20 protein-coding genes are annotated in these 22,153 nt (G+C 38.0%); 6 read left to right on the top strand and 14 right to left on the bottom strand.

The window, feature by feature from the left end; all coding sequences use genetic code 11:
* Positions 1-39: 39 nt before the first annotated feature.
* The 9 genes from ilvA to FIU87_RS07845 form a co-directional block, all read right to left on the bottom strand.
* A complete protein-coding gene (gene ilvA, locus FIU87_RS07885; protein WP_152444077.1) occupies positions 40-1,302 on the bottom strand; it encodes a threonine ammonia-lyase IlvA in 1,263 nt (420 codons plus the stop codon).
* Positions 1,303-1,436: 134 nt separating this feature from the next.
* Positions 1,437-2,306 (bottom strand): (2Fe-2S)-binding protein, encoded by an 870-nt coding sequence (locus FIU87_RS07880; protein WP_152444076.1) that lies wholly within the window; start codon positions 2,304-2,306, stop codon positions 1,437-1,439.
* Between the two features lie 123 nt (positions 2,307-2,429).
* Positions 2,430-2,804 (bottom strand): TraR/DksA family transcriptional regulator, encoded by a 375-nt coding sequence (locus FIU87_RS07875; RefSeq protein WP_152444075.1) that lies wholly within the window; start codon positions 2,802-2,804, stop codon positions 2,430-2,432.
* Between the two features lie 66 nt (positions 2,805-2,870).
* Positions 2,871-3,755: a TIGR01777 family oxidoreductase gene (locus FIU87_RS07870; protein ID WP_152444074.1), complete on the bottom strand. Its 885-nt coding sequence runs from the start codon at positions 3,753-3,755 to the stop codon at positions 2,871-2,873.
* 278 nt (positions 3,756-4,033) lie between these two features.
* Positions 4,034-5,656, bottom strand: a complete 1,623-nt coding sequence (locus FIU87_RS07865; protein WP_172971155.1) for a long-chain fatty acid--CoA ligase — start codon at positions 5,654-5,656, stop codon at positions 4,034-4,036.
* Positions 5,656-6,657, bottom strand: a complete 1,002-nt coding sequence (locus tag FIU87_RS07860) for a CaiB/BaiF CoA transferase family protein (RefSeq protein ID WP_152444072.1) — start codon at positions 6,655-6,657, stop codon at positions 5,656-5,658. The genes FIU87_RS07865 and FIU87_RS07860 overlap by 1 nt, the downstream gene beginning before the upstream one ends.
* A 21-nt stretch (positions 6,658-6,678) precedes the next feature.
* Positions 6,679-7,833 carry a thiolase family protein gene (locus tag FIU87_RS07855; RefSeq protein WP_152444071.1) on the bottom strand — a complete coding sequence of 385 codons (1,155 nt, stop codon included), beginning with the start codon at positions 7,831-7,833 and terminating at the stop codon, positions 6,679-6,681.
* A 19-nt stretch (positions 7,834-7,852) separates the two neighbouring features.
* Complete coding sequence (locus FIU87_RS07850) at positions 7,853-9,049, bottom strand: acyl-CoA dehydrogenase family protein (RefSeq protein ID WP_152444070.1); 1,197 nt, start codon at positions 9,047-9,049, stop codon at positions 7,853-7,855.
* Positions 9,050-9,122: 73 nt separating this feature from the next.
* Entirely contained in the window at positions 9,123-9,890 is a 768-nt protein-coding gene (locus tag FIU87_RS07845) for a 3-hydroxyacyl-CoA dehydrogenase (RefSeq protein ID WP_152444069.1), read from the bottom strand.
* A 141-nt stretch (positions 9,891-10,031) separates the two neighbouring features.
* Between FIU87_RS07845 and FIU87_RS07840 the strand changes: the two genes are divergently transcribed.
* Together FIU87_RS07840 and FIU87_RS07835 are read left to right on the top strand one after the other, a co-directional pair.
* Positions 10,032-10,994, top strand: coding sequence for a D-2-hydroxyacid dehydrogenase (locus FIU87_RS07840; RefSeq protein WP_152444068.1), 963 nt, complete (start codon positions 10,032-10,034; stop codon positions 10,992-10,994).
* Between the two features lie 56 nt (positions 10,995-11,050).
* On the top strand, positions 11,051-11,890 hold the full coding sequence (locus FIU87_RS07835; protein ID WP_152444067.1) for an STAS domain-containing protein: 840 nt from the start codon (positions 11,051-11,053) through the stop codon (positions 11,888-11,890).
* 193 nt (positions 11,891-12,083) lie between these two features.
* Here FIU87_RS07835 and FIU87_RS07830 read toward each other — a convergent pair whose 3' ends face one another.
* Both FIU87_RS07830 and FIU87_RS07825 read right to left on the bottom strand, forming a co-directional pair.
* Positions 12,084-12,407 carry a cyclic-phosphate processing receiver domain-containing protein gene (locus FIU87_RS07830; RefSeq protein ID WP_253905538.1) on the bottom strand — a complete coding sequence of 108 codons (324 nt, stop codon included), beginning with the start codon at positions 12,405-12,407 and terminating at the stop codon, positions 12,084-12,086.
* A gap of 292 nt (positions 12,408-12,699) precedes the next feature.
* Positions 12,700-13,437 (bottom strand): YwaF family protein, encoded by a 738-nt coding sequence (locus tag FIU87_RS07825; protein WP_253905537.1) that lies wholly within the window; start codon positions 13,435-13,437, stop codon positions 12,700-12,702.
* Positions 13,438-13,801: 364 nt separating this feature from the next.
* Between FIU87_RS07825 and FIU87_RS07820 the strand changes: the two genes are divergently transcribed.
* Positions 13,802-14,590 (top strand): alpha/beta fold hydrolase, encoded by a 789-nt coding sequence (locus FIU87_RS07820; RefSeq protein ID WP_152444065.1) that lies wholly within the window; start codon positions 13,802-13,804, stop codon positions 14,588-14,590.
* 272 nt (positions 14,591-14,862) lie between these two features.
* Here the strand turns inward: FIU87_RS07820 and rsgA are convergent, their stop codons facing one another.
* Positions 14,863-15,867 (bottom strand): ribosome small subunit-dependent GTPase A, encoded by a 1,005-nt coding sequence (gene rsgA / locus FIU87_RS07815; protein ID WP_253905577.1) that lies wholly within the window; start codon positions 15,865-15,867, stop codon positions 14,863-14,865.
* 434 nt (positions 15,868-16,301) lie between these two features.
* Between rsgA and FIU87_RS07810 the strand changes: the two genes are divergently transcribed.
* Both FIU87_RS07810 and FIU87_RS07805 read left to right on the top strand, forming a co-directional pair.
* The gene (locus FIU87_RS07810) at positions 16,302-17,333 is read left to right on the top strand and encodes an SDR family oxidoreductase (protein WP_152444064.1); all 1,032 of its coding nucleotides are present in this window, start codon (positions 16,302-16,304) and stop codon (positions 17,331-17,333) included.
* Between the two features lie 323 nt (positions 17,334-17,656).
* Complete coding sequence (locus FIU87_RS07805) at positions 17,657-18,334, top strand: LysM peptidoglycan-binding domain-containing protein (protein WP_152444063.1); 678 nt, start codon at positions 17,657-17,659, stop codon at positions 18,332-18,334.
* A gap of 306 nt (positions 18,335-18,640) precedes the next feature.
* Here FIU87_RS07805 and abc-f read toward each other — a convergent pair whose 3' ends face one another.
* On the bottom strand, positions 18,641-20,359 hold the full coding sequence (abc-f, locus tag FIU87_RS07795) for a ribosomal protection-like ABC-F family protein (RefSeq protein WP_152444061.1): 1,719 nt from the start codon (positions 20,357-20,359) through the stop codon (positions 18,641-18,643).
* A gap of 428 nt (positions 20,360-20,787) precedes the next feature.
* Here abc-f and FIU87_RS07790 point away from each other — a divergent pair, with 428 nt between their 5' ends.
* Positions 20,788-21,066, top strand: coding sequence for a hypothetical protein (locus FIU87_RS07790; RefSeq protein ID WP_152444060.1), 279 nt, complete (start codon positions 20,788-20,790; stop codon positions 21,064-21,066).
* Between the two features lie 41 nt (positions 21,067-21,107).
* Here the strand turns inward: FIU87_RS07790 and FIU87_RS07785 are convergent, their stop codons facing one another.
* Positions 21,108-22,097 carry an acyltransferase family protein gene (locus FIU87_RS07785; protein ID WP_152444059.1) on the bottom strand — a complete coding sequence of 330 codons (990 nt, stop codon included), beginning with the start codon at positions 22,095-22,097 and terminating at the stop codon, positions 21,108-21,110.
* Positions 22,098-22,153 lie beyond the last annotated feature (56 nt).

Here is a 22,153-nt window from a genome sequence, read left to right as displayed (position 1 = left end):
ACGAGAATTCCTCGTCCTTCTTATACCGGTATTAAAAAGCTATATCAATAAATTAAACAGCTGCTTATCTTTATTGATTTCAATGTAGGCAAAACCTTTTCTATCCATTCGATCAATCAAGGAAAAATAGTCGTCAGGTTCTCTAAGCTCCACTCCAACCAGCACAGGTCCTTTATCTCGATTATTTTTCTTTGTGTATTCAAAACGGGTTATATCGTCCGTTTCTCCTAGGACATCTTCCATAAATTCTCTTAAGGCGCCGGCACGTTGTGGAAAATTTACGATAAAATAATGCTTTAGGCCTTCATAGATAAGAGACCGTTCTTTCATCTCTTGCATTCGGTCCAAATCATTATTTCCTCCACTCAAAATACAAACGACAGACTTTCCTTTAATTTGCTCTTTGTAAAAATCTAGAGCTGCAATAGGCATAGCGCCGGCTGGTTCAGCAATTATGGCATTTTCATTGTATAAATCAAGAATAGTAGTACATACCTTCCCTTCAGGTACAACAATGATATCATCAATGAGTTCCTTTGCTAGCTCAAACGGAAGATCACCCACTTTTTTTACAGCTGCACCATCAACGAAACTATCAATCTCTTGAAGGGCTACTACCTGATTTTCAGCTAATGATTGTTTCATACTTGGTGCTCCAAATGGCTCGACACCCACCATTTTCACTTCTGGTCTTTTTTCTTTAAAGTAGGAACCCACTCCTGAAATAAGACCACCACCGCCAATACTCATAAATACATGAGAACACTCTTCTGTCAGCTGCTCCTCTATTTCAAGCCCGACAGTTCCCTGTCCAGTTATCGTCAGCTTATCGTCAAATGGATGAATAAACTTCATTTCTTGCTCCTCACAAACCTTTCTAGCATGGTGATAGGAGTCGTCATATGTGTCGCCAATGAGAATAACTTCTGTGAATTCCCCTCCAAAAAATTCGACTTTTGATACTTTTTGTCTTGGAGTGGTAGTTGGCATAAATATTTTTCCTCTTATTTCTAGCTTTTTACACGCATACGCTACACCTTGAGCATGGTTGCCGGCGCTAGCACACACTACTCCTTTTTCACGTTGTTTTTCAGTTAAACTTTGAACAAGATAAAAGGCTCCTCTTAATTTAAAGGACCTGACAACTTGTTGATCCTCTCTTTTTAGATAGACTTTACAGTTATAACGCTCTGATAAAATCGGGTCAAGCTGAAGCGGTGTTTTGATAACTACGTCTTTTAGCACCTCATATGCTTGTTGAATTTCCATTGCTGATACCCTATCTTGCAATACTTTCGTCATGGAAGTCGCTCCTTTCGCAGGAATCATTACCTTATTTTTACAAATAACAAAATGAATATTGTGAATTATTGTACAACATGTAAATATTCGTTGTCACTATACAATTTGCCAAAAAAAAATAGCACACCGCAACTTTATCCAGTTGTAGTGTGCTTTTCCATTACTTCATGAAATTTTTTCTCACGCTCTGTTTTCTTCATTTTTGGACAAGTATAGCAAAAATGTCCTCCTTTGGTTTGGTAAGCAAGACAACACGATGGTTTTAATGGCAGTGGATCTTGTATATCCCATGGATTATCAATAAATATTAATTTTTTTGTATACGGATTTTTCTTGGTAGAAGCACCGAACAATTCCGGGAGAGCATCGTTCTTAAAGGTTTCCAATGCTTGTTCATAACTCACAAAAGTTTTTTGGTTAAGAGGTTTGGTCGAATGTATCATACGATGAGAGATCCAATAAAGACTGTGTGTAGCTTGATACCACATATGTTGTAAATTTGTATCAAATTGTTCACTCATTTTTATATACAAAGGAGTCATCACACTTTCATAAAAAGAGAATAGTACATTTGCATTCGTTAAAGGGACCAAATGTTTCTCATTGATAGTGAAAGAGAGCAGCATGGTGCCTTTAGCTGTTCTGTAAAGCTGAACAGTTATGTAAGATGGTTGTATATACTGAGATTGACTTTGCAAAAAATGCATCCAGCCACATAAATATCCAAACCAGCCAGCCAAATACATAGACGTTACACTATGATTGTCTGCCCTGATTCCCTCTCCATATAGTGTTATCAATTTATGTAGATTATCTTCGTTAATGATATCTGTTAAACTACATTCCCAGACAAGATTCGCTTTATTCTCCTTGGAAATGTAAAAATAGTGTTCCATCTGCTTCCAATCCCATTTTCTGTTGTCCAAGTTCCATTTCACCCTCCATTCCATGTTAATAAAAGGCTGACAAACTTCGTCAGCCTTTTCAGTAGAGTACTCTTCCATTTTCGTTTCAATTAATGATTTCCACTAATATTATAGATGGAGATATGCTAGATAGCTATGCACTTTTTCGACTATTCACATGGACTTTTTTGAACAAATTGGGTAGTTATGTTGTATTGGAAGTTATAATCCTTTATCAAATTTCTCTTGCGCGCTTGCGGTACGTTTGGCATAAGGAATTGCTTCTAAGCGTTCATAGGGAATCTCTTCCCCTGTATCCACGCAAATACCAAATGTGCCTTCTTCCAATCGTTCCAGTGCATCCTCAATTTCTTCAAGTAATCGTTCATCTATTTGTTCAAAGGTTTGCTCCTGTTCTCTTTCTACTCGCTCTGCATTCCCTTCTGCCAAATGATTACCTATCCCTGAAGTGATTTCGCCAGTTGACTCTTTTAATGATTGTTCCCGTACACTCTGCCCTTGTTTTGACTCTATATTTTCTTTCATCTTTTCTAATTTCTCTTTAAAGTGTTTTTTTTCATCCGTAGTTAGATTCATGAAATCTTCTCCTTTCTCCTAATGGAGGTATTCCCCAAAAGAAGTGGAGTAAAACAATCTTATATTCTATGAAATAATCTCTTTAAGAGCTTCTTCAATTGTAGGATATCGAAAGGTAAAGCCATTTTGAAGCAATCTCTCCGGCACTACCCACCTGCTTTTTAAGATTAATTCCGTTTCCGTTCTAATAACGACTGCTCCTAGCTCTAACATCCATGTTGGTGAGGGTAAACCTAATTTTCTATTCATTTTCAAACGCAACACCTTCATAAATTCTTTATTCGAAATAGGATTAGGTGCAGAACAATTAAATACTCCAGAAAGATCTTTTCTTGCTTTTAGATATAAAATGATTTGGTAAACATCTTCAATATGTATCCAGCTAAACATTTGGGTTCCTGGTCCCTGAACACCTCCAAGCCCAAACTTTACTAAATTCTTAAAAGGCGTCATCACACCTCCATCATTACCAAGTACTATGGCGATCCTTAGAGCAACCTGCCTTGTTTCTGCTAAGTCAAAATCAAAAAATGACTTTTCCCATGCTTTGGCAACTTCTACAGAAAATCCTTTCCCGATTTCTCCTGTTTCCTCTGTCATCGGGTGATCTTCTGCGTGCCGATAGATTGTTGCTGTGCTTGAATTGATCCATAGTTCCGGTTGGACCTTTGCAGCCGTTATTGCCTCTCCTAAAATTTTTGTTGTTTCGGTGCGCGAGTCGAAAATTTCTTGTTTGTTTTTTTCGTTGTAACGGCAATCGACGGATTTTCCTGCTAAATTTATCACCATTTCTGCTCCATTCACGGCTTCTGAAATCGCTTGTTTATTAGTCCAGGAAATATGCTGTTCTTGCCTTGAAATTATCAGGACCTGATATCCCTCGTTTTTAAATTTTTCTTCTAAGTAACGCCCAATAAACCCCGTTCCTCCAGCTAATACGACTTTCTTCATCGTGATCCCCCATTTTTTCCAACAGTTGCCTATATTTTACCACTATTAAGGACAAAAAACAGGACTCCCTTTTACAGAAGTCCTGTTTTTTATTAGGCTCTTTCTAAAAAATTGTTGTTATTTACCAGGAAAAGTCTGGTTTAAGACTTTTCCAATCTTTATGAAAAAATAATAGGAACATATTTAAATCTCCCGCAAAAAAAGCAGGTCAACAATGTTGCTAATGGGAAAAATTAATATGCACAACAGAAACAAAGTTAGCGAAAAAAAGCCTTTTATTATTCGACTGTGCTTTTCATTTCTTTTTCCACGATATCTCTAAGCGCTCTCTTTAAAAATTTCCCCACGGACGTTTTTGGAATTTCTTCCATGAAAATCACTTCATCGGGTAGCCACCATTTGGCAAATTGAGGAGCGATGAAATCTATTATTTCTCTTTTTTCCACTTTCCCCTTATAGGCATCCTTCAGAACCACACACGCAACAGGTCGTTCCTGCCATTCCTCGTGGGGGAGAGCAACTACACTTGCTTCAAATACTGCTTCGTGCGCCATAATCGCATTTTCAAGATCTACAGAGGAAATCCATTCTCCCCCACTTTTTATCAAATCCTTTGTTCGGTCCACAATTTTTACTACGCCTTCAGGATCAATCGTGACCACATCTCCTGTATGAAGCCAACCATCCACAAAAGCATCAGCTGAGCGCTCATCCTTATAATATTCATCGGCAATCCAAGGGCCTCGCAAGCATAGCTCACCCATTTCCGCCCCATTCCATTCTACTTCTCCTTCTGCACCAATGACCTTCATTTCTAAGCCTGGAACTAATAATCCCTGCATGGAACGGATATCAAGCATTTTCTCTTCGTCAAGCTCCGTTTGATGACTCTTAAGCCTAGACACTGTTGCAAGAGGGGTTGTTTCTGTCATGCCATACGCATGAAGGAATGGAATGCCATACTTCGTTTCAAATGCTTTAATCATTCCTCTTGGTGCAGCTGAACCTCCACATAATATGGCACGTAAACTAGAGGTATCATAAGAGCCTTTCTCCAGTTCATTTAATAAGCCTAGCCAAATGGTTGGTACTCCTGCGGTTACGGTTACTTTCTCCTTTTCGATCATTTCAGCCAGCAATTGTGGAGTGAATTGTGGGCCTGGTAGAACTTGAGTGGTACCAAACCAAGTAGCCGCAAAAGGCAAACCCCAAGCATTAGCATGAAACATCGGAACTACCGGCATGCATACGTCATATTCAGAAAGCGCAGCCGTATCAGCTAAACCAAGGGCAAAGCTATGAAGAACAAGTGAACGGTGAGAATACACTACTCCTTTTGGATTACCAGTTGTTGCAGAGGTATAGCAGATACCAGCTGGGTCATTTTCATCTATGTCTTTTACAAAAGCGTAATTAGGATCGGCTGTTTCTAATAGATCTTCGTAAGAAAAAACCGGATGCAAAGAGGTGGTAGGTATCTTTTCTTTATCTGTCATGATGATGAATGCTTTGACTGTTGAAAGTTGGTCTTTTACTCTTTCTATTAACGGGAGGAGATCTTCATCCACTAGCAATACAGAGTCCTCTGCATGATTGACAATATAGGTGACATGCTCTGGCGCTAACCGAATATTAATCGTATGCAGCACAGCGCCCATACCTGGGATACCAAAATAAGCTTCTAAATGTCTGTGGTGATTCCATGCAAACGTTCCAACCCTATCGCCTTTTTGTACTCCAATTTTCTCCAATGCACTGGATAGCCTCCGTGTTCTTTCGCCAATTTTACGATAAGACAGCCTTTGGACACCAGTTAACGTTCTAGAAACAACCTCTTTGTTTGGAAAGAATCTCTCCGCTCTTTCCAGCATCGAACTAACTGTCATTGGTACATTCATCATCATACATTACCCCTTTCAAAATTTTTCACATTTTGATAATAAGGAAATTGTGCGAGCTCTCCCACTTCTAAAACAGGAGTGAGACAGCAGTCTACATTCAAGCTAAATTGCATCCATTCTGAAAAACTTTTACTCCAAAAGAGTTGTTCCATCTCTTTAGAGAAAAGATTACTTTCATGTCGAGCGGAAAAATGTGCAGAGATCCACTCTTCTCTGTTAACGGCTTTACAAAAATTACTCCAAAACTTTTCCTCTAAAGCACCTAATGCCATAAACCGAGCATCCTTCGTTTTGTATAGCCCATAGCAAACTAGGTTCCCATTTAACTCTTTTATTCCATCTTCCTCTCCAGTTAGCTGATGAATCATGGTATGTACTCCCATAATGGATGTCATACAATCTGTGAGAGATATAGCATGATAGCCTCCTATTCCTGTTCGTTCTTTTTGAACTAATGCAGCGAGGATTTTTTCACAGGCTGCCATGCTCCCAAAATAATCAGCAAATGTGATGGAAGGATGAACCGGTTTCCCTTTATCATCCTTAAGTTGTGCCAACACACCACTTAGAGCCATATAATTAATGTCGTGACTGCCCAATAAAGACCACGGTTCTTCATTACGATAGCCATAAATCGAGCAATACACCATGTTAGGGTTTATTTTTTGAATATCTTCATAGCTTAAACCAAACCTTCCCATTACTCCTGGCCGGAAGCTTTCCACCATCACGTCAGAGGAAGAAAGATAATATTTCAATTCATGTTTGGCATCTGCTTCTTTTAAATTAATAAAAATGCTTTTCTTACCAGCGTTATTTGCTAAATAGACAACACTAGTTCCATCTTTTTTCACACCTGTATGACGGGCTGGGTCACCTAATGGAGGTTCCACCTTAATGACCTCCGCACCGAGCTCACTTAAACGTTGTGTGGCAAATGGCCCTGGTAGGTAGTTCGTAAAATCAAGAATCTTTACTCCCTCTAGCATTTTCTGCACCATGGTTAAGAAGCTCCTTATAATTTAGGAATCTAGTCTTTCTATAATTGTTGCATTTGCCATGCCATGTCCTTCACACATCGTCTGCAGGCCATATTTGCCTCCTGTTCTTTCCAGCTCATGCATCATACTAATCATGATCCTAGCACCACTTGCACCCAGTGGATGACCGAGCGCTATTGCACCACCATTAGGATTCAATTTGGCTGGATCTGCCCCGGTTTCTTTTAGCCAAGCCATCGGAACAGGAGCAAAGGCTTCATTTACCTCAAATACATCGATGTCTTCCAATGACAAACCCGATTTTTTTAGTACCTTTTCTGTTGCAGGAATAGGACCTGTCAACATTAAGGTTGGGTCAGATCCGACCACCACACGTGTGTGAACCTTAAAACGGGGCTTGAGTCCGAGTTCCTGAGCCTTTTCTTTTGTCATAAGTAATAATGCCGCTGCTCCGTCACTAATTTGACTAGCGTTGCCTGCATGTATGACTCCATTCTCTTTAAAAACGGTTTTCAACGTACCTAATGCTTCCACAGAAGTTTCTTTTCTCGGTCCAGAATCTTCCTTCATGATAAACTTGCTGCCATCCTCTAAAATAAGCTCCAACGGCATAATCTCTCGTTCAAAATAACCCGCTGCTTGTGCATTTAAAGCTTTTTGATGACTATGATAGGAGAAAGTATCCAATTCTTCTCTTGTAAATCCGTATTTCTCTGCAATTCTTTCTGCAGATAGACCTTGATTAATCATTTCGTATTTTTCCTGAAGCTTGTCACTGAATGGGGCCTTTTGGTAATTAGATCCCATCGGTACTCTTGTCATGTTTTCTACTCCACCGGCAATGACAATATCCATATCCCCTGCTAGAATTGCTTGAGCTGCAAAGTGCACTGCCTGCTGGGAGGATCCACATTGTCGGTCAAGAGTGGTACCGGGTACCTCGATTGGAAAGCCAGCAATCAGCGCTGCTACTCTAGCAATATCGCCTGCCTGCTCACCAGATTGAGTGACACACCCAAAGATAACATCCTCCACAAGAGCTGCATCAATTCCAACACGTGTCACAAGCTCCTTTAACACAACTCCTGCTAAATCATCGGGACGGTAATCTTTTAACAAGCCCTTCCTTCTTCCAACAGGTGTTCGTACTCCTTCCACAATGACAACTTCTCTCATGCTGCAAAGCTCCCTTCTATTACAATCCTAAGTTTTTGGCAATTATTGTTTTCATAATATCGTTTGTTCCAGCGTAAATACTAGCTACCGGAATATCTCGATATCTTCTGGCAATCTTATATTCTTCCATAAAGCCGTATCCACCATGTAGCTGCATGCATTGAGTGGCTATGTTTCTTGCAATCTCTGTAAGCTTCCATTTCGCCATGGATACTTTTGTGACTACATTCTCCCCTGCCATATGATCAGCAATAAGCTGGTCAAGAAATGCTCGTCCCATTTCCACTTCTGTTGCCATTTCAGCAATTTTGAACTGAGTATTTTGGAATTGACTAACTCTTTGACCAAAAGCTTCTCTGCTTTTCACATAGTCAATGGTAGAATGAAGCATATCCTCCGAGGCAATTTGAGCTCCAATGGCAACGAGCAATCTCTCCTGTTGAAGCTTGTCCATAAGGTAAAGAAAGCCCTTCCCTTCCTCCCCTAATAGATTCTCCTTTGGAACGATGCAATCTTCAAAAAACAACTCTGCTGTATCTTGAGAATGAAGTCCTACTTTATCTAGCTTTCTTCCCCTTGAAAATCCTGGATTATCTCGCTCAATCACTAAAAGACTAACTCCCTTATGCTGGGGCCTTATCTCTGTATCTGTTTTTACTGCGACTACAACAAGGTCTGCATGTATTCCGTTTGTGATGAACGTTTTTGTCCCATTAACGACATAGTGGTCCCCTTTAAGACGAGCAGTAGTCTTAATATTCGCAAGGTCTGAACCTGTCCCTGGCTCAGTCATGGCAATGGCCGTGATTGTTTTACCAGTTGTACATGAAGGCAACCAGCGATTTTTCTGCTCCTCTGTTCCGAAGGAGGTAATATAAGGAACCACAATATCATTATGAAGCGCAACTCCTATTAACCCTGTTCCAACTCTTTCCAATTCCTCATTAATAATAACGGAATAAGCCCAGTCTGTTTCACTACCGCCAAAACGTTCTTCAATATCTGGACAAAGATAACCCTGCTCACCCATTTTCGACCAAAAGGATCGGGGAATAATGCGATCCTCCTCCCACTGCTCATAATAAGGGAGGGCTTCTTTTTCAAGGAATTTGCGGAACGTCTTTCTGAATTGATGATGCTCTTCTGTTAAATATGGATGCTCTCGTTGCTTCTGTTTGTTTGAAAGCGATTTCAAATCTATCCACCTCTTTTCCATTTATTTCAGTAGGTCTATGCATGTAATATCTCACTTCTTCAAATGAGCCCGAATTCCCTCTTTCTAGCAGAAATTATTTTGGCTGCATTCGAATGGCCCCATCAAGTCTAATGGTTTCTCCATTTAACATTGGGTTTTCCAAAATACTTTGTACTAATTGAGCATATTCTTCTGGATAGCCTAACCTAGAAGGAAATGGCACCATTTTCCCTAATGAATCTCTCGCTTCCTTTGGAAGTGAGTCGAACATCGGTGTATGAAATAAACCAGGAGCAATAGTCATCACACGGACTCCAAACGCTGCAAACTCACGGGCGATTGGAAGTGTCATGCCTACAACGCCACCCTTTGATGCCGAATAGGCGGCCTGTCCTATTTGCCCTTCAAAGGCAGCAACAGAAGCTGTATTAATAATGACGCCACGCTCCCCTTTATCGTTAGGCTCGTTCTCTTTCATTTTTTCAGCTGTAAGTCGGATAACATTAAACGTACCAATCAGATTAATAGAGATCACTTTCGAAAAATCTTCGAGAGAATGTGGTCCGTTTCTGGTTAATACTTTTTGCGCAACACCTACACCCGCACAATTAACCAATGCATTTATATATCCAAATTTTCGTTCTGCCGCACTTAATGCCGCTTTTATTTCTTCATCTTTCGTTACATCTGCTCTTACATATATTACTGTATCTGCCAATTCCTCTTGAAGCATCCTCCCTCTATCCTCCGAGAGATCCACTATGATGGCCCTTCCGCCTTTGGCTACCACATTTCTCACCGTAGCCTCTCCTAGACCTGATGCACCACCTGTCACTAGTGCAACAACGTTTTGCATATTCATATACCTTACCTCCCTATTCTTTTCTCTATTACCTTTCGACAAATATCTAATTAATCCTCGAAAACTAGTCCTTAAATTTCAAAAAAGTGATTATTATCTGATAATATAGTGGTATCACTCTAAAAAGGAGATTGGACGTAGATGTCGAACAGACTTTTGCTCATTACACATAATATTGGAGAAAATTACTTAAAAGGTATGGAAACACTCCTTCCTAATTGGACCATTATCGCTGGAAAAGAAAAAGAAGTATGGTCTCCTCATATTAAAGATGCCGAAATTATTGTAGGGTGGAAAAAAGAGCTTGAAGCTTATGTTTTGAATAAAGACGCAAAACTTCGTTGGCTACAATCTTGGAGTGCTGGTGTAAATAGCATGCCATTAGCTAAAATGGCAGAGAAAGAGATTCTTTTAACAAGCGCCAATGGTGTTCACGCCTATCCCATTTCTGAAACAATTTTTGCATTAATGCTTAGTATGACAAGAAAAATACATACCTACGTCAATCAGCAACGTGAAAAAAAATGGCATCATGCCCATATGAGTATGGAGTTGCATGAAAAAACAATCGGAATAATTGGAGTCGGAGCAATTGGTCAGGAAACAGCCCGTATTGCCAAAGCATTTCGAATGAAGGTTCTAGGTGTCAGACATTCTGGACAGCCTGCTGAGAATGTAGATGAAATGTTCACTCCAAATCAGCTTGACGATATATTGCCACATTGCGATTATGTTGTCTTAACTTTACCTTTAACACCGGAAACAAAAGGATTATTTGATCAAAAAGCCTTTCAACTAATGAAAAATTCAGCCTTCTTCATTAATATTGGTCGCGGAGAAGTAGTGGAAGAGGAAGCTTTGATAAGAGCCCTTCAAACAAAAGAGATAGCTGGTGCGGGCTTGGATGTGTTTGTTACAGAACCACTGGAACAAGAAAATCCATTATGGGAAATGGAAAATGTCATCATCACTCCACATACAGCAGGCTCCACAGAGAACTATACAAAAAGAGTAATGGAGGAACTGTTTTTTCCAAATTTAAAAAAGTACCTTCAACACGATTTTGAGTTAAAAAATATTGTAGATTATAAAAAAGGGTATTAACAAAGGTTTACTATCATTGTATTTTGGGTATTATTCAACAGTTAGGGGGTATGGACATGCATCGAAACAGGGATTTGCATGACTATTTATTAAATAAGGCAAAGGTATTAACAGAAGAATGGTATGAATCACTGGATAAAAAAAATTCTTCGGGAGTATATGCTGCAACAAACCCGGAGATTATTAAAACGCTAAAGAGACAAAATTATGAGTTTCATTTACAGCTTTGCAAAGTATTTGTTGAAGAAGAAGAGAAATTTTTCAAAGACTTTGAGGTCTGGATTTTATCCATTGCACAAGACGAGCAACATCAAAGAACACCTATTCATCAAATACTAAGTGAATTTTTTCGAGTTAGAGAACAGTATCATTCCTTTATCACTGAATTTGTTCGGGAACAAGGGGAAACTAAAGAAAATGAACTCATATGGAAGGCTGTCGTTACGAGAGCATTTGATAAAGTTGTATTAAAGTTTGTAGAAGAAAATCAAAAGTATTCCACAAACCGTCTAGAAGCTCAACAAGCGATGATTCAGGAACTAAGTTCACCTGTAATTGCGTTGGATAATAAACGTGCGCTCCTTCCTCTTATCGGTGATATTGACACCACACGAGCGAAATTTATTCTTGAGCATACTCTTGAGCAGTGCGGAGAAAAAGGAATCCATCATTTATTTATTGACCTCTCAGGCGTTGTCATGATTGATACGCATGTGGCAGATCAAATCTTCAATCTTATAAAGTCGTTAAGCCTAATTGGTGTAAAAACGACACTATCTGGCATCAGACCGGAGATTGCGCAAACTACCGTCCAATTTGGTATATCCTTTAATGACGTCTCCATTAAACCTACTTTAGCAGGCGCATTGACACCTCCAACAAAAAATAAACGATAAACATAGAAAAAACTGAACGGTGGTTGAATCCGCTCAGTTTTTTTTATAAAAATTTCATTGTAATCATTGTTTGTTCACCAATTGATAGATGGTGTAGTTTAAAATGGATATCTTATCATGATGGAAGATTCGAATTATATAGTGGAACGAATCCTTTAAGCGGATGATGAAAGAACGTTCGTAGGGTTTCTTCCTAAAGAGGTAGCGGTCGAAGATAAACTTTAATTTCATATGGCATTTGGTTTTCGTGTTGTGCTTTTTTTAATCGATGATACATTGCTTTACTGCCAACCGAGTTTGCGGAATGAATTGTAATCCGATCCGCATACAGCTCGTACTCAACCATTTTTTCTACGAGAAGCAGACCATTTCTATACTTGTTTACCAAGTCATGGTCCAAAGAGAGATGCGCAATGGCATGATTCTCTAACAAGGCGAGGCATTGGTCAATGTCTTCTGCGAGGATATACCCTTCAGGACATTTGCGACTATCATCAAGAAAAACATTGATTTTCAAGATGACACCTCCAATATGCGACTTACCTTTAGTGTAACATATCTTTGGCTTTTTTAGTTGCTATCGACGTGGTATGAACGAAAAGCACTCTCAAAAGAGCTAAGACTGTGCTGAAAAACGGGATAGGCAATCTTACAATTTTACAGTAGAATAAAAGCAAAAGCCTCGGAGGTTGTAATTGAATGGGAATTTTAATTGATGTGCTAGTAATAGTAGTCTTTTCTCTCGTTTTTTTTGGTGTATACAAATACGTGATGAAAACACTTCGAAAATATTAAAAACGTTTGGGGCATTATCGCTCCAAACGTTTTTTGTTTTCAGCAGTTATCTTACTCTTTACATAAATTGGTAAATATAACAGGAAGAAGATTAGCAAAACGACCAATTCCAGCGTTAAAATATACCAAGGGTATGGCCCAAGTAAATCAATCAAACTCGCATTCGAGGGCTTTCTTGCGAGAAACATATAATTCCCACCTGTTGCCATGTTGATAAAAAAAACAATAAGCGCGATGATTTGTAACACCCCAAAAGCTTTCCATAAGGATTTTAAATTAATATGATATTTCTCCACCCAGAGCATGTAAAAGACCGCTAGGATAATGGCAATATGGGCAATGAAAAAGTGAAGAAAGCGAAAGTGCGGAAAATCATAGAACAATTCTGGCGTTATCATAGCCTGTAATGCTCCACCAAATCCGAGAAAATAAGCAATTTCAAAAGACCATTTTTGTTTACTCCAGATCATCCAAGTACATAAATAGATGCTGATGGAACAAAGTTGAAATGGAAGAGTAAAGCGAATGTCCCACATCCCTGTTACAAAGTACCAATAATTTAACCACAACTCTGATCCAATAAGGGCAATTAGGATTAACAGCCTGCCATTTGTTTTCATCCATTGTTTGTTTTTGAAAATGTACAGCAGCGCAATTAAGATGAAAAAGATACAAATTGCACTTAAATGCGAGCCAGAAAATAATAACGTTCCTTCCATATAAGCTTCTGGATCTGTATATGATTGAAGCACCCTATTCCCCTCCTAATCTTGTTATCTTTTGTTTTAACTATTTTCTCAAACTTAATTGTTACTTGCGTATAGTTATGACACCCGTGATTAACGCTACTGTCGTACTCTTTTCGTGGAGGAAGATTTAAACATGTGGCAATTTTATTTCGCATCATCATTAGAAAAAGTCTTAAAGCGGACGTTTTCAAGATGAATAGCAACAATCTTTTAGAAAAGAGCCTTTATATTCTATTCACAAAATAGTAAGAATTTGCAGGTTGAGTAATGTGCTCTTGAGCGTGTATACTTGAATTTGCAAGTTTTTTTTGTAGAATATTCGGGTATTAAAATGTTAATTTGAAAACGTTTATAAGTGAGGACCAATATGTATTATAAAACTCTAACATCTCCAAATTCGACAGAGTGGGTTGTCTTTTTTCATGGCTTTGGCGGAAATTCTTCTATTTTTTATAAGCAACTAAAAGCTTTTCGCTCTGAATATAATTTGCTTCTCTTGGATTTACCAGGACATGGGAAGTCTCCATATCCTAAAGGTGTGGACCTTTTTGAATATTCAGCTGAAAAAACGATGGAAATATTAAAACAGCTCAACATAAAAACGGCTCACTTTGTAGGTGTATCATTAGGCACCATCATCATGCAAGAAATTGCTCTTCGCAAACCCACCATCATTAAATCTATGGTTTTAGGTGGAGCTACCCCTAAGCTAAAAAAATGGGGTGAATTCCTTTGCCGTCTTTCGGTATTTTATCCACTAAGGAAAACGCTTCCTCATATGGTTCCGTACCGGATTTTTGCTAGGGTTCTTTTACCAAAGAAAAACCATTCTGATTCTAGAAAGGCCTTTATTAAGGAAGCCTACAAGCTCTCTAAAGAAACCTACCTTAGCTGGGTATTGGCAGGATTAAACGGCTATACCACTTATGACCGGTTAAAGGAGACGAAAAATAAAATTCCAAAGCTCTACATCTCTGGATCGGAAGACCATATGTTTTTACAGAACACGGAGGTTTATGCAAATCAAGAAGAAAATGCGGCGATGGAAATTATCCCAAAATGCGGTCATGTTTGTAACATTGAAGAGAGTGATAGATTTAACACCCTTTCCATTAGCTTTATGAAAAAGATAGATAAGATAAGTATCACTGCCTAACAGTTCGTACTTATCCCTAAGTTTAACATAGGAAAAAGCAGCTTTCCCTCGGAAGAGCTGCTTTTTTCATTAAGGCTCTTTTCTAAAGGCTCTTTTCTAAAAGATTGTTGCTAAAAACTTATGAGAAAGTCGGCTTTAAGACTTTTTCCAATCTTTAAGCGAGAAAAATTGTCATAAACTTAACATTTTTTCTATGAAAAGAGCACGACAACGACGAATATTGCGTGTTTCATATCTAGAAGCAGTAGCCACAAAGTCTGCGAAAACGGCCTTCATTCATTATTTTTTCTACTGTCACGAGCGTTGGATGAGATTTTTTTCCACTTTTGCTTCTCTGCTAGTTTCGCCTGCTTATCATTTTTTCGCTCAATGAAAGCAAGTTCTTTTTGCAGTTTTTGATAGCTTTGAAATCTTGAATGTTGAAGTTCTCCGTTATCAATCGCATTTCTAACAGCACAGTTTGGTTCTCCCTTATGTTTGCAATCACGAAAGTAGCATTGCTCCGCCAATATCTCAACATCTTGAAAGCTTTGACTTAATGCCGAATCTGCTTCCCACAACTGTAGCTCTCTCATCCCTGGTGTATCTAAAATTAAACCGCCTTGTGGTAATAAGTAGAGCTCCCGATAGGTTGTTGTATGACGGCCCTTGTCATCATCTGAACGTATTTCCTGAATAACTTGTTTGTCTTCATCAATCAAATAATTGGTCAGGGTTGATTTGCCTGTACCTGAGGAGCCTAACAACGCAACTGTCTTTCCTTCTTCAAAATATTGCCTAAGCTCTTCTGTTCCCATTTCTTCTTTGACACTGATCACATGCACTGGCAGGCCCATTGCAATCGTTTCTACAAGCGCTAGTTTTGACTCAACATCTTCACATAAATCTGCCTTGGTTAGTACAATGACAGGATTTGCTCCACTTTCCCAAGCCATAATTAGATATCTTTCTAGTCTTCTGGCATTGAAATCATCATTTAATGATTGCACTAAAAATACCGTATCCACATTTGCAGCAACAATCTGCTCTTCTGTCACTAACCCTGCTGCTTTTCTGGAAAATTTACTGAATCTAGGCAATGTTGCATGAATCGTCGCTTTTTTCTCAAGAGGCCTTTCAGAGATTACAACCCAATCACCCACAGCAGGGAAATCTTCTTTCGCGACAGCACTGTATCGGTATTTCCCTGAAATTTCAGCTAACCACTCTCCATTTTCTGCAGCAACTCTATACATTCTTTTATGCTCTAGCATGACTCTCCCAACGGCAAAGCCCAATGCTTCATAACTCTTATATTCTTGATTTAAATAATCATTCCATCCTAGCTTTGTTTTGTTCAAATTTGTTTCCTCCTAATGGAAAATAGATTTTTTTGGCATAACAAAAAGACCGCTCGCACGGTCTTTAATTTACATCATATAACCATGGGCAAAGTTACACAGCCCTGGAACAAATCTAATTTCCTTTAGAAAGATTAAAGTTTTCCACGCAAGGGCTGTGTGTTGATATTAAATTGATTTATTTTCATGATAGTAAATGTGCTCATACAACATCCCTCGCTTTCTTGTTTTCTTGAATATTCTTAATATATGCTAATTTCGGTAGAAAGTAAATAGATTTTTTTGCTACGAACCAAAACTCTTCAAAAAACAGGGATTAACCTTTAAAAGTAGAATACGTTATGTATTCAATTCTTTCAGGAGGCATGCAGATGAAAATTCTAATGATAGGCGGAACTCGTTTTTTAGGACGATTTATTGTCGAAGAAGCTTTAAAGCAAGGACATGAGGTGACGCTTTTTAATCGTGGCAATCATCCAGAAGTTTTCCCTCATGTAGAAACCATTGTTGGTGACCGTAATAAGGATCTGTCTCTTTTGGAAAGTGGAAAATGGGATGTGGCTATTGATACTTGTGGATATACTCCAACGGCTTTAGCTGAATCAACAAGAATTTTAGCAGATAAAGTGGATCATTATACCTTTGTTTCTAGTATTTCCGTTTATAAGGATTGGATACCTGACAAGATAACAGAAGATTATCCTGTACAAACTTTAACTCAAGAGAAGATAGAGCAAATTGGCTATGGAACGCAAGAAGAAATCTACGCTCATTATGGAGCGTTAAAAGCGGAATGTGAAAAAGCAGCAGAGCAACATATGTCAGATAAAATTCTCCACGTTCGCTCTGGTTTGCTTGTTGGTCCTTATGATTTAACTGACAGGTTCGCCTATTGGGTCAACAGAGTTGCACAAGGTGGAGAAATACTTGCACCCGGACGTAAAGAAAGGAACATCCAATTTATTGATGCTAGAGATTTGGCAAGCTGGATCCTCAAGATGGCTGATGAGAAAGTAACCGGTACATTTAATGTAACAGGGCCAACAACAAGCATTACGATGGAAGAATTCCTACACACATGTAAAGCGGTTACCGATTCCAACGCTACATTTATTTGGGCTGATGAAACCTTTTTATTAAATCAAAAGATAGCACCTTGGACAGAGATGCCCCTTTGGATACCAGAGGAATTTCCGTTAATAGAAGGTGGAGAGCCATGGCAAGGAGCAGGGACCATTAGCATTGAAAAAGCAATACAGCACAAGCTCTCTGTTAGACCACTCGAGGATACGATACAAGATATATGGAAATGGGAAGAGACACGGACAAGTGATGAAAGAAAAGCCGGGTTACATACCGACAAGGAACAAAAAGCACTAACTGACTGGAAAGTAAGAGATTAACCAAGAAAAACCTGGAGACATTCCAGGTTTTTTTAAATTAAGGCTGTTATCGCAAACTTTGTTGCTATTTTGTATAGATATGAAACACGCAATGATGGTTGCCGTCGAGCTCTTTTCGTGGAAAAAAGTTTTAAATATAGGTTGGCAATTTTCTTGATTGTATCACGGAAAAAAAACCTAATCGATTTTTTACTAGTTAATAGCAACAATCTTTTAGAAAAGAGCCTAATAAAAATGGGCTTCTTTATTTTCTATAGACAAGCGACGAAATACGATGCCAAACGTCAAATCTTATGTAGAAAAAAATACTAGGAGTGTACAACATGAAAAAACATCAAAAGCTAGCTTTGGCATTAGCTCTAACGCTAGGAATTTCAACAAGTATCGGTCTTTCCTCTCATGAAAATGCTGATGCTGCTCATATTTCATCTGAAGTAATTACGATAAAAAAAGGTGACACCCTTTATAGTCTTTCGAAAAAGTATCATATTTCTGTTGAGGATCTTAAAAAAAGGAATGATTTATCATCATCAAAAATTATTGCTGGTGACACATTAGTGATTCCTGAAATTCTCAAATCCACCGTAGAAAAAAGTGACACTCTTTATTCCCTTTCTAAAACATATGGCATAACGGTGAACGAATTAAAAACATGGAATAAGCTTACTCACGATACCATATACAAGGGGCAGTTATTATTAGTCAAGGAACCAAAAATCGTTAAGATAAAGAAGGGCGATACATTATACGCTCTTGCAAAAAAACACAACACGACCGTTAAGAAACTAAAGCAATGGAATGAGCTTACTTCCAATCTTATAATAACTGGAGAAATGCTCTATGTATCTCCTGCCCCAGAAAGCTTTACCATTACTGTGGCAAAAGGAAATACGTTGTATTCACTTGCAAAAAAATATGGAATAACAGTGAAGATTTTAAAAGACTTAAATAATCTCCAATCTGACACAATAAAGATCGGACAAAAATTAAAGCTAACCTAAAAGATTTAGAAAGAAACTGGGACAAAACTTAAAAACACATAAAAAAAGACGAACAATATTAATGACGGCATTAAATACCGCTATTGATTTCCCTGCAAGACTTCGCTTTCCGCGGGTGACCCGTGAGCCTCCTCTGCTTGGCCTGTGGGGTCCACTTCTCCCACAGGAGTCTACGTCTTGCACTCTAATCAACCGCTGGTGTCATCTAAGAAGTAGAAGCATAAAAAACCGAACTGATTTGATCAAATACTCCAATCAGTTCGGTTTTTACTTAGGCTAAAACACTTTTGTCCCAGCCTCTTTTTTTCATCCTATTTCCCGTTTTAATTTCATCAATGACTTCAACTCGTTATCTATCTCCAAATATTCTTTACTATCTTTATTCACAAGTGAGATTTTTCCTAGAAGTTCGGTAATCTTATTTTCCAAAATAGAAAGCCTTTCTTGCATTTCTTGTTTAGAAGGCTCCCAAGATTTTCTTCTATTTGCATCAAACTCTGTTAGTCCCGTTTCCACTCGGTGAATTTGATTCTGTTCAATAAGTAGGAGCTTATCACAAAGCCTTTCAATAAAGTATCGATCATGAGAGATGACAATCAGGGTTCCTTGAAAATTTGCCAAAGTATTCTCCAATTGTTCTCTGCTAGGTAAATCCAAATGATTCGTTGGCTCATCAAGGACTAACACATCATATTTCTTCATAATAATTTGAACAAGCTTTACTCGTGTTTTTTCTCCTAAGCTTAGGACCTGTAACAAATTATTCAACTTCTCCGTTGACATTCCCATGTTTGCAAACAACGTCCTTGCCTTCGTGATATTTTCCCAGCCCTGCAAATCCAGATAGTCCATTACCGTAATATTGTCAGGCATATCACTCACTTCTTGACTTAAATAAGCAACTTTTATAGAGGAGCTGACCCAAAGTGATCCTTTTGTAATTTCTTCTTCACCAAGCAACATTTTTACAAACGTTGTTTTACCTGTGCCGTTATCGCCAAGAAGCCCCATTTTCTCTCCATGTAATACATAGAAATTACTATCATGAAAAATAGTCCGTTCTCCGTAACATTTGGATAAAGCTTTTGCTTCTAAAATTCTTTTCCCTCTTTTTCCACTGTGTTCAAAATCAAATAAAATTTCCTGCTCCTCTTTAGGTTTCTCTATTTTATTTTGTTGAAGTTCCAATTCCAATCTTTTTGTTTTCGACTTAATTTGATTATCTTTCTTTTTTGCCTTGACGCGTTCATATTCCTTTAAGCCCATTTGCTTCCTTTCGCCAGGATTATCTCTTTTTCCAGCGTCCCGATGCGCTTTTTCTGACCACTGCTTTAGCGTAGCAATCTGATTTTCAATTTTATTTATTTTTCTTTGCTGCTTTTCATAGTCTCTTGCTTGTTGATCCATTCTCCTTTGTTTCTCTAAACGGTAATCTGTATAGTTTCCTTCAAAAATGGTCAGCTCCCCATTCTCCACTTCAAAGATTTTTGTTACCGTTTGATCTAAGAAGAATCTATCATGAGAAATGATAAGCGCGGCCCCCTGAAAACTTTTCATCTCTGAAACAAGCCAGCTTACCCCTTTCATATCTAAATGATTCGTTGGCTCATCTAGACATAACATTTGAGGAAGGTCCGCCCATATTTTTGCCAATGATAATTTTAAACGCTCGCCACCACTTAATCCGTTTTCTTGAATGGTTAGGACCTTTGTATTTAATCCCAGCTCACTTGCAGTACGCAAATAGTCTCTTTCCTTATCAAAAGGTAATGTATTCTTCAAGAGTTCATATTCGGTTGATTGCGGAAGATATCCTATTTTCAATGTAGGGTTTTTCCGAGAAATACTACCAACATCTGCCGTTATTTTTCCTATCATCAGCTTCATAAGCGTTGTTTTACCCGCTCCATTAATACCAACTAACCCAATTTTCTCTCCGTTTCTTATTTCAAGGGAAATATCCTTTAATACATCTCTATCTCCAAAGCTTTTACCGACCTGTTTTGCTTGTATTAATATGGTCATACCTAGCACCTCATTTTCTTTTTCTATTTTTTATGAATAATGAGCAGCTAAATTAATCATTAAAAAAACCTCCCTAGAATCCCTAGAGAGGTGGTAGTATGACAAGTCTGTTACTAGCATAAAAAAGCCAACAGCAAAAAACACATAGAGATAGTGTTTAATTTGTTGAATTTATGATAGGTAAAAAATGGGCAGACTAATCCAATTCTCTGGGATTCCTCATTTTATTAATAGCATGAGTACACTCCTAAAAATTAGATTAATTCCACATCGCACCGTTTACCTTCCTTTATCAATATTCTCTCTTAGTATATTTTCCCTTTTACAATGTGTCAATCCATATCGTGTTACTTTCTGAATTTTTTCTAAATTTTATGCTATACTATAGGAGAGAGATGTAAAATATTTTATTGGAGGTTTTGCAGTACATGGAATCTTTTTTTCCAGTGATTGCGCTTTTTCTGTTGGCAATTCTTGTACTTTCTGGTAGTGGTATCATGACTTATCTTAATCATAAAGTTCCTTTTGTTTTCGTAATCCTAACAATGGCCTCGTTTGGTATTCTTTACAGTATGCTGGCAAAAATCACAAGCCTTCTTCCAGTAATTATCACAATATCCACCATCCTCTCTCTGACTGGCATGTGGCTAGTGATTCATTACCGCTCCTATAGAGGGGGAAAACGATTAGAAAAACAAACGCCATAACATAAAAAACCCACTCACCTTTTATGGTGAGTGGGTTTGGTTTACCCATTTTTTATCGAAAGAGTTTCTTTTAAAAATCCAAAAGGTGCCGCTATTACCTTCACTACATATTTATTACCTGTTGCGACGGTAACAATAATACTTAATAACAGTAAAAACATATATCCTTCAGCAGAATTTATCGTTTGACCAATGACTGTTTCAAAGAACCATTTGATGATAAACCCGTGCAGAATATATACATAAAAGGATCTTCTTCCTATTCCTGTGAAAATATTTTTTTGCTTAGGAACTAGTGCAAAAAATGCAAAGGTTACCAGTAAGCTGCCACCATAAATACCAATACGTAGGAACATGTCAGCTGCTGATTCGAAAGTATACGTTCCATAAAGAATACTTGCACCATCAATTCCGCCTAGCAAGATGTAGATTGCTACAAACACAGTCACCAAAAAGCCTGCAGCATACCAACGATAAGCACCATCTTTTAAGCGTTCAAACAAATTTGTTCTAGTAAGAAAATATCCTATTAAAAAGAAAGGAAAGAAATAAAAAGTTCGATCAAGACTTAAAAACCTCTCTGGGATATCGATAAATCCAATACCAACACCAAGTAAAATGGCAATTGGAATGCTATACTGTGCTTTAAAACGAGCAAATAATGGCAATAAAAGCTTCCAAGCAATCATACTTAATAGAAACCACATTGCCCATCTTGGAGTGAAATATTCTAATGTCATAGATGGATCAGCATATAGCTTATTATAATACAGCGTAAATAGTGTTTGTAAAATTAAATAAGGTATTAAGAGCCTTGTAATTATTTTTACGTAATATCCTCTTTTGCGAAAGTTTGTACTAAAATGACCTGCAAGCAAAATGAAAGCAGGCATATGAAATATAAAGATAAAATGATAAATAGACACTAGCCACTCATCATCTGTGCGGTATGGTGAAATTAAATGACCAAAAACCACAAGGAAGATTAAAATAAACTTCGCATTATCAAAGAAGGAATCGCGGTTTTTCATGATGTTCTCCTCCATTTCTAGTTATACGAAGGTTTTTACCCAAGAATAATAGCATC

This window comes from Bacillus sp. THAF10 (assembly GCF_009363695.1).
Lineage (GTDB): Bacteria > Bacillota > Bacilli > Bacillales > Bacillaceae_I > Sutcliffiella_A.
The sequence above is the reverse complement of the archived record's forward strand: the minus strand, read 5'-3'. Positions and strand labels throughout refer to the sequence as shown.

What these genes read in the sequence shown, in the direction of transcription:
- ilvA (WP_152444077.1), bottom strand. Translation starts at nt 1,302, where the DNA reads ATGACGAAAGTATTGCAAGATAGGGTATCAGCAATGGAAATTCAACAA.
- FIU87_RS07880 (WP_152444076.1), bottom strand. Translation starts at nt 2,306, where the DNA reads ATGGAAGAGTACTCTACTGAAAAGGCTGACGAAGTTTGTCAGCCTTTT.
- FIU87_RS07875 (WP_152444075.1), bottom strand. Translation starts at nt 2,804, where the DNA reads ATGAATCTAACTACGGATGAAAAAAAACACTTTAAAGAGAAATTAGAA.
- FIU87_RS07870 (WP_152444074.1), bottom strand. Translation starts at nt 3,755, where the DNA reads ATGAAGAAAGTCGTATTAGCTGGAGGAACGGGGTTTATTGGGCGTTAC.
- FIU87_RS07865 (WP_172971155.1), bottom strand. Translation starts at nt 5,656, where the DNA reads ATGATGAATGTACCAATGACAGTTAGTTCGATGCTGGAAAGAGCGGAG.
- FIU87_RS07860 (WP_152444072.1), bottom strand. Translation starts at nt 6,657, where the DNA reads ATGGTGCAGAAAATGCTAGAGGGAGTAAAGATTCTTGATTTTACGAAC.
- FIU87_RS07855 (WP_152444071.1), bottom strand. Translation starts at nt 7,833, where the DNA reads ATGAGAGAAGTTGTCATTGTGGAAGGAGTACGAACACCTGTTGGAAGA.
- FIU87_RS07850 (WP_152444070.1), bottom strand. Translation starts at nt 9,049, where the DNA reads ATGGAAAAGAGGTGGATAGATTTGAAATCGCTTTCAAACAAACAGAAG.
- FIU87_RS07845 (WP_152444069.1), bottom strand. Translation starts at nt 9,890, where the DNA reads ATGAATATGCAAAACGTTGTTGCACTAGTGACAGGTGGTGCATCAGGT.
- FIU87_RS07840 (WP_152444068.1), top strand. Translation starts at nt 10,032, where the DNA reads ATGTCGAACAGACTTTTGCTCATTACACATAATATTGGAGAAAATTAC.
- FIU87_RS07835 (WP_152444067.1), top strand. Translation starts at nt 11,051, where the DNA reads ATGCATCGAAACAGGGATTTGCATGACTATTTATTAAATAAGGCAAAG.
- FIU87_RS07820 (WP_152444065.1), top strand. Translation starts at nt 13,802, where the DNA reads ATGTATTATAAAACTCTAACATCTCCAAATTCGACAGAGTGGGTTGTC.
- FIU87_RS07810 (WP_152444064.1), top strand. Translation starts at nt 16,302, where the DNA reads ATGAAAATTCTAATGATAGGCGGAACTCGTTTTTTAGGACGATTTATT.
- FIU87_RS07805 (WP_152444063.1), top strand. Translation starts at nt 17,657, where the DNA reads ATGAAAAAACATCAAAAGCTAGCTTTGGCATTAGCTCTAACGCTAGGA.
- abc-f (WP_152444061.1), bottom strand. Translation starts at nt 20,359, where the DNA reads ATGACCATATTAATACAAGCAAAACAGGTCGGTAAAAGCTTTGGAGAT.
- FIU87_RS07790 (WP_152444060.1), top strand. Translation starts at nt 20,788, where the DNA reads ATGGAATCTTTTTTTCCAGTGATTGCGCTTTTTCTGTTGGCAATTCTT.
- FIU87_RS07785 (WP_152444059.1), bottom strand. Translation starts at nt 22,097, where the DNA reads ATGAAAAACCGCGATTCCTTCTTTGATAATGCGAAGTTTATTTTAATC.